Origin of the sequence: Paenimyroides marinum, assembly GCF_900108395.1 — a bacterium.
Lineage (GTDB): Bacteria > Bacteroidota > Bacteroidia > Flavobacteriales > Flavobacteriaceae > Flavobacterium > Flavobacterium marinum.
Genome location: NZ_FNXE01000010.1, coordinates 58,418 through 72,783, shown reverse-complemented (window position 1 = coordinate 72,783; position 14,366 = coordinate 58,418). Strand labels below are relative to the sequence as shown.

12 protein-coding genes are annotated in these 14,366 nt (G+C 40.0%); all 12 read left to right on the top strand.

The features are described from left to right. Window positions 1-174, top strand: a 174-nt coding sequence (locus BLW20_RS14930; RefSeq protein WP_317039273.1) for a GDCCVxC domain-containing (seleno)protein, incomplete at its 5' end; no start/stop codon positions are given. A gap of 201 nt (window positions 175-375) precedes the next feature. After that, window positions 376-2,376 (top strand): conjugal transfer protein MobC, encoded by a 2,001-nt coding sequence (gene mobC / locus BLW20_RS05160; protein ID WP_091097058.1) that lies wholly within the window; start codon window positions 376-378, stop codon window positions 2,374-2,376. Between the two features lie 205 nt (window positions 2,377-2,581). Next, window positions 2,582-2,923 (top strand): DUF6660 family protein, encoded by a 342-nt coding sequence (locus tag BLW20_RS05155; RefSeq protein WP_091097056.1) that lies wholly within the window; start codon window positions 2,582-2,584, stop codon window positions 2,921-2,923. Between the two features lie 131 nt (window positions 2,924-3,054). After that, a complete protein-coding gene (locus BLW20_RS05150; protein WP_091097054.1) occupies window positions 3,055-4,299 on the top strand; it encodes an efflux RND transporter periplasmic adaptor subunit in 1,245 nt (414 codons plus the stop codon). A gap of 12 nt (window positions 4,300-4,311) precedes the next feature. Further along, window positions 4,312-7,419, top strand: coding sequence for an efflux RND transporter permease subunit (locus tag BLW20_RS05145; RefSeq protein WP_091097052.1), 3,108 nt, complete (start codon window positions 4,312-4,314; stop codon window positions 7,417-7,419). Continuing rightward, window positions 7,403-8,611, top strand: coding sequence for a TolC family protein (locus BLW20_RS05140; RefSeq protein WP_177165033.1), 1,209 nt, complete (start codon window positions 7,403-7,405; stop codon window positions 8,609-8,611). Before BLW20_RS05145 ends, BLW20_RS05140 begins: the two co-directional genes overlap by 17 nt. A gap of 13 nt (window positions 8,612-8,624) precedes the next feature. Further along, complete coding sequence (locus BLW20_RS05135; protein WP_091097048.1) at window positions 8,625-9,047, top strand: Fur family transcriptional regulator; 423 nt, start codon at window positions 8,625-8,627, stop codon at window positions 9,045-9,047. 47 nt (window positions 9,048-9,094) lie between these two features. Continuing rightward, entirely contained in the window at window positions 9,095-9,814 is a 720-nt protein-coding gene (locus BLW20_RS05130) for a transglutaminase-like domain-containing protein (protein WP_091097045.1), read from the top strand. A 5-nt stretch (window positions 9,815-9,819) separates the two neighbouring features. After that, window positions 9,820-11,853, top strand: a complete 2,034-nt coding sequence (locus BLW20_RS05125; RefSeq protein ID WP_091097043.1) for a heavy metal translocating P-type ATPase — start codon at window positions 9,820-9,822, stop codon at window positions 11,851-11,853. An 877-nt stretch (window positions 11,854-12,730) separates the two neighbouring features. Continuing rightward, the gene (locus BLW20_RS05115) at window positions 12,731-13,297 is read left to right on the top strand and encodes a DUF3347 domain-containing protein (protein WP_245725276.1); all 567 of its coding nucleotides are present in this window, start codon (window positions 12,731-12,733) and stop codon (window positions 13,295-13,297) included. A gap of 11 nt (window positions 13,298-13,308) precedes the next feature. After that, entirely contained in the window at window positions 13,309-13,713 is a 405-nt protein-coding gene (locus tag BLW20_RS05110; protein WP_091097040.1) for a hypothetical protein, read from the top strand. Between the two features lie 24 nt (window positions 13,714-13,737). Continuing rightward, window positions 13,738-14,310, top strand: coding sequence for a DUF3347 domain-containing protein (locus tag BLW20_RS05105; RefSeq protein ID WP_245725275.1), 573 nt, complete (start codon window positions 13,738-13,740; stop codon window positions 14,308-14,310). The last annotated feature ends 56 nt before the right edge of the window (window positions 14,311-14,366 follow it).

Below are 14,366 nucleotides of genomic sequence, written 5' to 3'. Positions count from 1 at the left end.
CCCAACTGCGGACACAAGAAAGAAGAAACAATGCCGACAGACGCTTGTCAATATTTTTACGAATGTGAAAAGTGCAAACATGTTCTTAAACCAAAGCAAGGCGACTGTTGTGTTTATTGTAGTTATGGAAATGTTCCTTGTCCACCTATTCAGCAAAACAAAAAATGTTGCTAACGGGTATAAAACAAAAGAAGGTCGATATAACTAAAGTATTTTTATTTTACTACCTATAAATATTACTATATAAAAGGGGTATAGAAGCTATACCTCTTATGACCCAGCCGAACCCTGCCACTCACCGCCATCCACTACCACTTTTCCAAAGCCAATCTTTATAGTCTTTAAATTCACGCCCGAACATTAAAATTAAAAATAATGCAAGGAGAAGACGATTTAAGAGGTTTAGCCAAAATAATGGCTTTTATGAGAGCAGTTAGTATTCTATTAGTACTGATGCATCTTTATTGGTTTTGTTATGGTTTCTTTATGGAACGTGGCTGGACACTAGAAGTAATCAATAAAATATTAGGGAATTTTGACCGAACAGCCGGTTTGTTTTCGCATACTTTATATACCAAAGTATTTGCAATCGTGTTATTGGCTTTAAGCTGTTTGGGAACCAAAGGCGTGAAGAACGAGAAGATAACCTGGTCAAAGATTTACGTGGCTTTGGGAATTGGTTTTTTGCTGTTCTTTCTGAATACACCACTGTTAAAGTTGTCGCCCATCATTGGCACATTCTTTTATATACTGACTATCGGACTAGGTTATATTGCTTTGCTGATGGCTGGGGTTTGGATAAGCAGGTTATTGAAAAACAACCTGATGGATGATGTTTTCAATATGGAGAACGAAAGTTTTATGCAGGAAACCAAATTGATGGAAAATGAATATTCCGTAAACCTGCCTACTAAATTTTGGTACAATAAAAAGGAACACAAGGGCTGGATCAATATCGTAAATCCTTTCAGAGCAACGATTGTTTTGGGGACTCCGGGTTCTGGTAAATCGTATGCCGTCGTTAACAATTATATCAAGCAACAAATTGAAAAAGGTTTTTCGATGTATATCTACGATTTCAAGTTTGACGACCTTTCTACTATTGCTTATAATCATTTATTGAAACATCAGGATAAGTACGAAATAAAACCAAAGTTCTACGTCATCAACTTTGACGATCCACGCAAGAGCCATCGTTGCAATCCGCTCAATCCAGATTTTATGACTGACATATCCGATGCTTATGAAGCCGCTTACACGATTATGTTGAACCTCAACAGAAGCTGGATACAAAAACAAGGAGATTTCTTTGTCGAATCTCCAATTATTCTTTTAGCGGCTATCATCTGGTTTTTAAAAATTTACGAGAATGGTAAGTATTGCACCTTTCCACACGCCATTGAATTGCTGAATAAAAAGTATTCGGATGTATTTACCATTTTAACTTCGTATCCTGATTTGGAAAACTATCTTTCACCATTTATGGATGCTTGGCAAGGCGGAGCACAAGACCAGTTGCAGGGACAAATTGCATCGGCTAAAATCCCTTTGTCACGAATGATATCACCGCAGTTGTATTGGGTAATGACAGGCGATGATTTTTCATTGGACATCAACAACCCCAAAGAACCTAAGATACTTTGTGTAGGTAATAACCCCGACAGACAAAATATTTACTCCGCAGCTTTAGGACTCTACAATTCGAGAATTGTCAAACTCATTAATAAGAAAGGGCAGTTAAAGAGTTCGGTTATCATAGACGAATTGCCGACGATATATTTCAGGGGCTTGGACAACCTGATAGCCACTGCCCGTAGTAATAAGGTTGCTGTGTGTTTGGGCTTTCAGGATTTTTCGCAATTAACCCGAGATTATGGCGATAAGGAAAGCAAAGTAATTCAAAACACCGTAGGTAATGTATTCAGTGGACAGGTTGTAGGAGAAACGGCAAAAAGCCTTTCGGAACGCTTCGGAAAAGTATTGCAGAAACGCCAGAGCATGACCATCAACCGTAACGATAAATCGACCTCTATATCCACACAATTAGACAGCCTTATTCCGGCTTCCAAAATTTCAACCTTAACGCAGGGTATGTTTGTCGGTTCTGTATCGGATAATTTTGACGAGCGTATCGAACAAAAGATATTTCACGCAGAAATCGTGGTCGATAATGAAAAGGTAGCCGCCGAAACAAAAGCCTATCAAAAGATACCGCAAATCCTATCCTTTGTAGATGAGCAAGGCGAGGATAAAATGAAGCAGGAAATTGAAAGCAATTACCGTCAGATAAAATCAGATATTCTGCATATCGTCGAAAGTGAAATGGAACGGATTAAGAATGACCCGAACTTACAGCATTTGATACAGCAAGAGTAATAAAGGTACAAGTGGAAATTTTTAGTATAGACTAAAAAATATTGGCGATACTTCTTCTTAAATTTAGTATGGAGTGTCGCCAATATTGTTTTGAACAGTATGTAAAACAAATATTCAGAATGAAAAAGGATATTATATAAAATAGTAATTATTCAAAACAATGCAATGGCATTGCACTACTTTTTTACTAACTTTGTAAAGTAGTATGAAATATTTTTCTTCCATATTGGCTCTATATATGATGGCGTTATTTGTGACGCCATGTGCTGATAAGTTTGACGAAGAAGTGTATCATAATCACGAACATACAACAGAAACATCCCATCATCACCATGACCGAGACCACTCAGATACTACCGATTTATGTACGCCTTTTTGCATTTGTGGTTGTTGCGGAGCTATTTCGGGCATAGTGCTCCAAGAAAGTTTATCTGATTTAGGTAAGTTGATTGATTTAGACCTCTCAACGTTTGTGACGTATTATAAACCTGTTTTTATACCCCGCTACTTTGGGGAAATTTGGCAACCGCCAAAGATTAATGCATAATTTTTAATGCTATTGGTAACAACAATTTGATGCAGAAAAGTATCAGACTTGTTGATTTTGGGTTACTTCCGTCGCTCAAATCCGTTACCCTTATGATTTACATTTTAAATTCATGATTAATCAAAAAACAAATGAAAAAAATACTTTTGGGAATCTTTGTGCTTGTATGTCTTTTTTCAGCATGTGATTCTACCAATAAACAATCTGATAATAAAGCAACAAATCAAAATGACCATTCAGGTCACGATGACCATGACCACGACCATGACAATGAAGATCATTCTGGTCATGACCATTCCATCCAAGGAAAAGATGGCCATTCGGGGCAAAGCCATGACGAGGAGGAACTTGGAGATAACGAAGTAGCTTTTTCTGATGAACAGGCAAAGCGGGTAAATCTTACCCTTGAAAAAGTTACTCCAAAACCGTTCTATCAAATCATCAAAACATCTGGTCAGCTCATTGCTCCTGTTGGCGAAGAAAGTACTATTGTGGCTTCAACTAGTGGTATCATAAAATTTACTGGAGGTGGACTGACTCCCGGAAGTGCAATCAATAACGCACAAAGGTTAGCAATCGTTTCCGCTCGAAATATCGCAGATGGAGACCCTGTAGTAAAAAGTAGACTGCAATATGAAACGGCAAAGAAAGAATTTGAGCGGGCTGAACTTTTAGTAAAAGATACCCTGATATCTATGGCTGACTACAATGAGGCAAAGCTCAACTACGAAAGCGCACAGGTCGCATACAGTGCACTCGCCAACCAGTCAGCAGGCAACGGTGTGAACATCACGAGCAATACGCAGGGCTATATCAAAAACATACTGGTTAACGATGGCGAATATGTCAGCGTGGGACAGCCCATTGTTACCGTGACCAAGAATAGACGGATTCAATTAAAAGCAGATGTATCTGAACAAAATGCAGGTATTATATCCCAAATTACCTCAGCCAACTTCAAAACAGCCAACGGCAAGGAGAGTTACTCCGTAGATGGGCTGAATGGAAAATTAGTGTCATACGGAAAACTTTTGGATGGCTCTTCCTTTTATATTCCAGTAATTTTCGAGTTTGACAATACTGGTCATTTCCTGACGGGATCGTTTGTTACCGTCTATCTCAAGACGAGTACCATAGAACAGGCTATTACCGTACCTTTAACAGCCATCATAGAAGAACAAGGGTTGTTTTTTGTCTACGTGAAAGACAGGGAACATATCTATAAGAAAAAAGAAATTAAAAAGGGCGCAGATGATGGCAAAAGAGCATTGATACTGTCGGGGCTGGAGGTTGGAGAGGAATTGGTAGCGACCAATGCCTACCATCTAAAACTGTCCAGTATGAGTTCAGCCATTCCACACGGTCACAGTCATTAAGGAGGGTAAGTTATGCTAAATAAAATCATTTTATTCTCCCTTAATAACAGGTTGGCAGTTCTTTTAGGCTCGCTCCTGTTGACACTTGCAGGTGTGTATGTTGCGTATAATATCGAAGTAGATGTTTTTCCTGACCTAAATGCTCCTACGGTTGTAGTCATGACCGAAGCAAGCGGGATGGCTCCTGAAGAAGTAGAACGAATGGTCACGTTTCCTTTGGAGACTGCTGTCAATGGAGCGACCAATGTAAGGCGTGTCCGGTCTTCCTCTACCACAGGCTTTTCGGTAGTTTGGGTTGAGTTTGATTGGGGAATGGACATCTATCAAGCCAGACAGGTAGTGTCAGAAAAACTCGCAACCGTTGCCGAATCATTGCCCGAAAATATAGGGAAACCGACGTTAGGTCCACAATCTTCAATTTTAGGAGAAGTGCTGATTATCGGACTGACTGCCGATACGACAAGCCTGATGGATTTACGAACAATTGCAGATTGGACGATAAGACCAAGATTACTTTCCACCGGAGGTGTAGCACAGGTAACCGTTTTAGGGGGCGACATCAAAGAATATCAGGTGCTTCTTGACCCATTTCGGATGAAACATTACGGAATAACATTGGATGAAGCCCTTGCCGCTGTGGACAACTTCAATCAAAATGAATCCGGTGGAATTATCTATGAGTATTCCAATGAATACATCATTAATGGTGCGGTTGCTTCCAATGATACAGAGCTGTTGGGCAAGTCTCTCGTAAAATCCGTCAATGATGAGTCCATCCTATTGGAACATATTGCAGATGTACAGATAGGAATAAAAGCCCCTAAAATGGGATTGGCCTCTGAAAAAGGAAAACCCGCAGTACTTCTTACCGTGACCAAACAGCCTGCAACCAGCACCTTGGAACTGACAGGCAAATTGGATGAAGAAATCGAGAACCTAAAGGCAAACTTGCCCAAAGATGTGAGTGTATCGACAGACTCGTTCAGGCAGAGCCGTTTTATCAACAGTTCGATAGGCAACGTGCAATCTTCACTTTACGAGGGATGTCTATTTGTGGTTATTGTACTTTTCTTCTTTTTGATGAACGTTAGGACAACGGTCGTTTCCCTGTTGGCCATTCCTTTATCACTGTTGTCCTCGATATTGATATTAAAAGTGTTGGGACTGACCATCAACACGATGAGTCTAGGCGGTATGGCGATTGCCATCGGTTCATTGGTAGACGATGCAATCGTGGATGTGGAAAATGTCTTTAGACACTTACGAGAAAACCGATTGAAACCTCCTGCAGAACGTTTGTCCGTCCTTAAAGTGGTCTACGAAGCATCCAAAGAGGTACGTATGCCGATATTGAACTCTACACTCATCATTGTAGCTTCGTTTCTTCCCCTTTTCTTCCTATCAGGAATGGAGGGCAGGATGCTAGCTCCGCTGGGTGTGACGTTTATCGTTTCCCTCTTTGCTTCAACGGTCATCGCACTGACCCTAACACCCGTGTTGTGCAGTTATCTATTGTCCAAAGACGCAAAAAAAGACAAAAAAGAAGATAAAGAGCCTTTTGTGGCAAGACACCTAAAGTCGGGATACAGTAGGTTGCTCGGATGGATATTGAACTATAAAAAAACTGTGCTTATAGTGTGTGCAGTAGTTTTGGTAGCATCCATTGCCCTATTTACCACCTTTGGACGGTCGTTCCTACCACCGTTCAACGAGGGTTCCTTTACCATTAGTATAGCAACTACGCCAGGGACTTCATTGGAAGAGTCGGATAGGATCGGTCGGATGGCAGAGGAGATTATATTGACCATTCCCGAAGTACAGACTACCGTGAGAAAAACAGGTCGAGCTGAACTTGACGAACATGCCTTGGGGGTTAACGTTTCCGAAATTGAAGCTCCTTTTGTACTGGACGAGAGAAAACGAGATGTGATTGCTAACGAACTTCGGGAAAAACTCGAAGATCTATCGGGAGTTAATCTTGAAATTGGACAACCGATATCTCATAGGATAGATGCGATGCTGTCGGGGTCACGAGCTAATGTAGCCATCAAGATATTTGGGGCAGATCTGAACAAGCTGTTTTCCATCGGAAATCAAATCAAATCTGCCGTGCAGGATGTTGAAGGAATAGCCGACCTCAATGTCGAGCAACAGGTGGAACGTCCCCAACTGATGATACGTCCCAATAGGGAAATCATGGCAAAGTTCGGAATTACCGTTCCTGAATTTAAGGAGTTTGTAGGAACAATGCTGGCGGGGCAAGTAGTTTCCCAAGTTTTTGAAGATGGAAGAACTTTCGACCTGACCGTCAAGGTCAATGATGAACAACGGACATCCATTGACGATATAGCCAATCTGATGATTGATGCCAACGGTAAAAAAATCCCGTTGTCACAGGTAGCCGAAATCAAATCCGTAGTCGGACCCAATACCATCAACCGTGAAAATGTACAGCGAAATATCGTAGTTGGGGCGAATGTAGCGGGTAGAGATTTGCGGAGCGTAGTCAATGAAATACAGGAACGGATTGCCCACCAGGTTGAGCTGCCAGAGGATTATTACATCCAGTACGGAGGACAGTTTGAAAGTGAAGCCCAAGCATCCCGCACGTTGATGACTGTGTCTGCCTTTGCTATACTCATCATCTTCTTGCTTATTTATAACCAATTCCGAGATACCAAGCAAGCCGCAGCGATTATGCTCAACCTACCGTTGGCACTTATAGGTGGCGTAATCATTATATGGCTATCCTCGGGAGTGATCAGCATACCGGCCATTATAGGTTTCATTTCCCTTTTTGGTATTGCAACCCGAAACGGACTATTGCTTGTCGAGCGTTATAACGTCTTGGTAGCCGAGGGTAATACGGTCAACGAAGCCATTAGACAAGGTTCATTAGATAGGCTCAATCCGATACTGATGATGGCCATTTCCACAGGATTGGCCTTGTTGCCCTTAGCGTTGAATGCAGATGCTCCAGGCAACGAGATTCAGAGCCCGATGGCATTAGTAATTTTAGGAGGATTGGTTACCTCCACATTGTTGAACATGGTCGTCATCCCAATAATTTATGGATGGATCGCAAAAGATAAAGATACTGCACATGAAACACTATCATAAAAAAACGTTGCATACTTGCATAACTGTATTCCTATTTTTGTCTGGCTGGGTCAGCCAGACAAGGGCACAGGGAGACTATGCACCACTCGTACAGGCTATTGACAGCAACAACACAGGATTGATAGCCTACCAAAAGAGTGCCGAAGCGCAAAAAATGTTGAACCGAACAGGGCTCACACCTAACAATCCTCAGATTGGGATCAATTATGTAAGACCCATTAGATTCACAAGAAGCCGATTGATGGATTACAATATATCGCAAAACATTGAGTTCCCGACCGTCTATGGCCATAAGAAAAATGTGTCGAACAAACAGAACGAAATCGTTGACACCGATTACCATGTCGTTAGAGCGGATCTTATCAATCAAGCTATCAATACCTATTTGAATTGGGTATATTTCAATCAGCTTGGCGAGGTGCTCAAACAGCAAAAGGAGTATGCCGAAAGTATAGCCGCATCATTCCAAAAGGCTTTCGATGCTGGAGGGGTAAATATACTTGACCGTAATAAAGCACAAGTAAATGCCGTAAATGCCCAAAAAGAGTATGAGCTCAATGTCATTGAAATGAATACAGCCTACCAAGAACTGATGCGTTTCAATCAAGGAAGGCCGTTTGGCAACCTTTCGGCAGATTTTCCCGACATCACCAATGATGTGGCCATGTTGTTTGCAGAAGAAAAACGGTTTATTACCAACAACGATGCACTCAAGGCTATTACGCAGGAGATCGAGTTAGGTGAAGCACAGGAAAGGTTGGCAAAAGCCCAAACCCTGCCTGAATTTAATGTAGGATATATGTGGGGGCAGGAATTTGAAGCGGACTTTAGAGGGGTGAGTTTTGGAATGACCATCCCTCTTTGGCAACAAAAAAACACGAAGAAGTATGCACGGATGAATATCCAAGCATTGAAAGAAGTACAGGAGAACTCTCAAAGCCAATACACCCTGCAAGTGAAGCTATTGCAGAACAGGGCAAGCGAGCTTTATAAAGTCATGAACGAGTTGGAGCGTACCATTTCGCAAACCAGAGGCCTTGAACTGTTAAAAAAGGCTCTCGACCTTAAAGAGATTACCATACTCGAATATTTAGTTGAACAGTCAATGTACTTTGAACTGACCCAAAAATATCTGCAAACTAAAATGAATTTACATATCACATTGGCCGACTTATATAGATGGGAGTATTGATAATCTATTTTTCATGAAAAAGAGTATTGAACAAAAATTATTGTCAAAGAACACCAATCCAACCAGTATGCGGATATTGGTATATGATTTCTTGGAGCAACAGCAAACAGCTTTGTCCCTATCTGAAATCGAAAGCCATTTTTACAAAGCAGACAGAGTTACAATTTACAGGACTTTGAAAACTTTTGAGGAAAAGGGCATTGTTCACAGTATCCAAGAGAACACTACGGTTAAGTATATTTTGTGCCAAGATGGGTGTGATGAAGAAACACACAATGACTGGCACTTACATTTCTATTGTAAGATTTGTAAACAGACAACCTGTAAGGAGGACTTTATAATACCGCGGAATGAAAGTCAGAATTATCGTATTGACGAGATAAAAGTATTTGGTAAAGGTGTCTGTGGGAACTGTTTAAAGGAGAGTTTGCAATAGCATTGCAGGCTCTCCCTCCGTAACTTTGCTATAAATATAAACGTGTTATGGACAACTATTTTAAAGAAACAAAAATCCTTGACTACTCAAACGTTTCTATACAAGAGCTATTGGAACAAAAAGGGTGGAAAGATTTGGGCATTGTTTCAAGAATTAAAGCCATTTATAATTTTGTAAGAGATGAAATAAAATTTGGCTATAATGTTTCGGACGATATACCTGCATCAGAAATTCTGAAAGACGGTTACGGACAGTGCAATACCAAAGCAACTTTGCTAATGGCGTTATTAAGAGCAACGGGAATACCTAACCGCATTCACGGTTTTACCATTGACAATGCCTTGCAAAAAGGAGCGATTACGGGTATTTGGTACAAACTTTCGCCTCAAAGCATCTTACATAGCTGGGTAGAAGTATGGGTAAATGAGCAGTGGTATTTTTTAGAGGGTGTGATTTTGGATAAACCCTACCTTACGGAACTGCAAAATCAGAACAGTGATTGCAAAACCACATTTTGCGGTTTCGGGGTTTATACCGATAATTTTGAGAACCCACCGATTGAATGGAACCTCAACAATACGTTTATTCAGGATAAGGGCATCAATCAGGACTTTGGCGTTTTTGATACACCCGATGAATTTTATTCTAAGCATCAGCAAAAGCTAAATGCGTTAAAGCGATTTGTTTTTCAGTATATCGTGAGGCATATAATGAATAATAACGTGGAAAGAATAAGAAATAAAAGTGTAACGAACCTAAAAAATTAAAGGTTATGATAAATACAGATAAAAATCATAAGCATACATACGATGCACAGGGCAGAATGACCTGTTGCACACAGGAAGAAAAAATTTACACTCAAGCAGGTGCAAAAGAATTAGTAAAAGAAAAACATCAACACAACCACAGCGATGATGACGGACACGACCACAGCCATAGCGAGAGCAGCCCAATGAGAATGTTTTTGCCGTGTATCATATCATTGATATTGATGCTTGTTGCCATTACATTTGATAATTGGCTTCCACAACAATGGTTTACAGGTTGGGTAAGGATTATTTGGTATGTGGTTGCTTATGCTCCCGTCGGGTTTCCTGTATTAAAAGACGCATTGAAAAGCATCAGAAAAGGGGAAATCTTTTCAGAGTTCTTTTTAATGGGTATCGCCACTATAGGGGCATTTGCCATTGGCGAATATCCGGAGGGGGTTGCAGTGATGTTATTTTATGCTGTTGGAGAAGTTTTTCAGACAATGGCTGTTTCTAGAGCCAAAGCAAATATCAAATCATTGCTCGATCAAAGACCTGATGAGGTAACGGTTTTAAGAAACAACCAACCCCTAACTGTAAAGGCGGACACCGTAAACATAGGCGAAATCATACAACTAAAACCGGGAGAAAAATTAGGTCTGGACGGAGAGTTATTATCTGAAACAGCCTCGTTCAACACCGCCGCACTTACAGGCGAAAGCAAACCGGACACCAAAGCTAAAGGCGAAACGGTTTTGGCAGGAATGATAAACCTTAATACCGTTGCACAAGTGCAGGTTACAACCGCATATACGGATAGTAAGTTGAGTAAAATTTTAGAATTGGTGCAAAATGCTACTTCACAAAAAGCACCAACGGAATTATTTATCCGCAAGTTTGCGAAAATATATACCCCTATCGTGGTACTGTTAGCGGTCGCTATCTGTGTGTTGCCTTACTTTTTCGTAGCAGAATATGAGTTTAAAGATTGGTTGTACAGGGCTTTGGTATTCTTAGTCATTTCTTGTCCTTGTGCATTGGTTATAAGTATTCCATTGGGTTATTTCGGTGGCATTGGAGCAGCGAGCAGAAACGGAATACTGTTTAAAGGAAGTAACTTTTTAGATGCTCTTTCCAATATCCAAAATGTGGTAATGGATAAAACGGGTACAATGACAGAGGGTGTTTTTAAGGTTCAGGAAGTGGTATTTGACAAAGCGTTCAATCAAGACGAAATCCTGCAATTGGTCAACGTACTGGAAAACCACAGTACGCACCCCGTAGCGACAGCTATTCACGAATACGTGGGGGAACCGGATAATACAATCCATTTAGAAAATACAGAGGAAATCGCAGGGCACGGGTTGAAATCAACCATAAATGGTAAAGACTTGTTGGTCGGAAATTTCAAGCTGATGAACAAGTTTGGAATACAATACGACTTAGACCCGAACAGCATCGTTTATACGACCATTGCCGTTGCTTACGATAACAAATTTGTCGGATACATCACTATTGCCGACAGTATCAAAGAAGACGCACAGGAAACCATCAATCTATTACATAAGCTCAATGTTAAAGCTACTATGCTTAGCGGAGATAAAAGTACAGTGGTAAAGTATGTAGCAGAACAGTTGGGCATAGATAATGCTTTTGGGGATTTGTTGCCCGAAGATAAAGTAAACAGGGTTAAAGAAATCAAAGCGAAAGACGAAAGCGTTGCTTTCGTCGGCGACGGCGTGAACGACGCCCCCGTTGTAGCATTGAGCGACGTAGGTATCGCAATGGGCGGTTTGGGAAGCGATGCCACTATTGAAACAGCAGATGTGGTCATACAAGACGATAAACCAAGTAAAATACCAATGGCAATCAATATTGGAAAAAAGACAAAGAAAATCGTTTGGCAAAATATCACATTGGCATTTGTAGTAAAAGGAATTGTATTGGTTCTTGGTGCAGGTGGATTGGCTACAATGTGGGAAGCCGTTTTTGCTGATGTGGGCGTGGCGTTATTGGCTATTCTTAATGCGGTACGAATACAGCGGATGAAATTTTAAAGGACGTCAATTTATAAGTATTGAAAAGAAAACAGAAAATACGCAAAAAGAAATATATAAAGGTATTCAACCGAAGCGACTTAATGTCTTTGGACATCAGTGACGACAACCTTGTTGATGTAAGAACCATTTATATAGGTTGAAGCATGCTTCTGAAAACCCCGTAACCGGGCGTATGGGTGTATTCGATATTATTGAGTGAAAGATTTAAAAGAACACTAGCAGGAAATGTAACTGACACTATAATGCTCATGGAATAAAAATAAATGGCGGATAAGAGAAACTTATCTGCCATTTATTTCAAAAAAAACGAACCGGTTTGAAAAATATCATTATCTTTGCAATAGTTTTTTTGTTTTTTACATGTTAAAAAGGATAAACATATTAATGATTATATGCTTATTGGGCTTTTTTATAATCCCAATGCAATCCTATACGTGTAAATCGCATTCCAAAGAAATTGTTATCAAGGAGAAGTCATGTTGCAGTGCCAACAAGCAGCATCATTCAGAAGATCAATGTGAGAAAGACTGCTGTAAGTCTAAGGATGACGCGAGCAATGAATGCTCTGGAAATTGTGGACCTACGTCCTGCCACAGCTCTTCTAATAGTTTTTCTGCAACACCCCCATTTTTTAGGAACGCTCAAAATCCTGTTTTTTCTAAAATTAAAAAATCATACCCTTTATACAAAGAACCCTTTTATTCTACAGGGGAATCTTCCATTTGGCAACCGCCTAAAATAAGTTAAATTAGTACTGTATAGCCATAGGTGTGCGAAATCGGTTGATTTTGCACCTATCCGCAATACATGTTTTATTAAAAGCCAGATCTGGCTTTTGATTATTTACCATTTTTAATACTTAATAAGGTTCCAAATGAAATCAATATCAAAAATATTGATGGTAATCACCGTATTACTATCCGCAGCAAACAGCTTTGCGCAAAACCAGAACGAGCAACATCACAACCAAGGTGGAACAGCTCAAGCAAAGAATATTCCATCACAAAATTTATCACAATTACATGCCGTATTTGACAAGTATTTTTCCATAAAAGATGCTTTGGTAAACGCAGATGTAAATATAGCATCTTCAAATGCTACTGAATTAGCCACAGTTATTAAAACAGTGGATATGGGTGAACTTTCTCCCAAAGAGCATACCGTATGGATGAAGGTCATGAAGGAACTGTCTTTAAACACAGAAAACATCTCGAAATCGAAAGACGTCGTAAAGCAACGGAGGGTATTTGCCCTACTTTCTAAGAATGTCTATGAATTGGCAAACGCATCAAAGCAAAAAACAACTATGTACTACCAAAACTGCCCGATGTACAACGATGGTAAAGGTGCAAATTGGTTAAGCAAGGAAGAAGCGGTTAAAAACCCATATTACGGCAATAAGATGCTGACATGTGGAAATATTATTGAAACTATCAAATAATTAATCACAATATGAAGATTATTTTATACGCTTTGATGATTTTAGCTACACTAACTTCTTGTAGCGGAAATTCCAATGAAGCCTCGAAAAAGAAAGAGCAAAACGTAACGGATAGCAATCCAAATGTTTTTAACAAAGGGGATATTGTGCCTAATGATTTGGTTTGCATGGTCAACAATGAATACATGGGCAAAAAACAATTTGAGGTAAATTTTGAAGGAAAAATATATTACGGATGTTGCCAGATGTGTAAAGAACGTATTCCAAAAGATCCTTCTACACGCGTTGCCATAGATCCATTTTCCAAAAAGCAGATAGATAAAGCGACTGCTATAATAGCAATTACGGGCAACAACGGGGAAGTATCATATTTTGAAAATAATACTACATATACAAATTACATAAATCAATTTTAATTATTAAAAACAGAAATCATGACAATGAAACATTTATTTGTAGGCTTACTAGCCTCATCCGTATTGACCTTGGCAGCATGTAATGGTACTTCTGAAAAAAAATCAGAAAGCGACGTCCATACTGAAACAACGGTATCCAACGAAAGCAACGCTGCAAGCGACCAGGGAACTTTTTCGGAACTTTTTTCCCATTACCAGCACCTGACTTTTGCTTTGTCTTCCGATAATGATAAAGAAGCCGCAAATGCAGCTAAAGGCATGCTGGAAGCACTCCCCAAGATTAATACCGAGGGCTTTAGTGCAGAACAGAAAAGCACCTTCGATGACATCGCTGCTGATATTCAGGAACATTCGGAGCACATAGGTGATAACATAGGCAATATAGCTCATCAAAGGGAGCATTTAGTGATCTTGAGCAAGGATTTTTATGATATAACAAAAGAATTCGGCACCGAAAAGCCCATGTACAAGATTTTTTGCTCGATGTACGATGACAACAAAGGAGCATATTGGTTAAGCGATAGCAAAGAGGTCAAAAACCCTTACTATGGTGCGGATATGCTAACATGCGGTGAAGTTCAGGAAGAACTGAAGTAAAAACTCTGATTAAGATTTGAAATTCAAATATCAGGTACCGGTCGATTTCTGTAGGC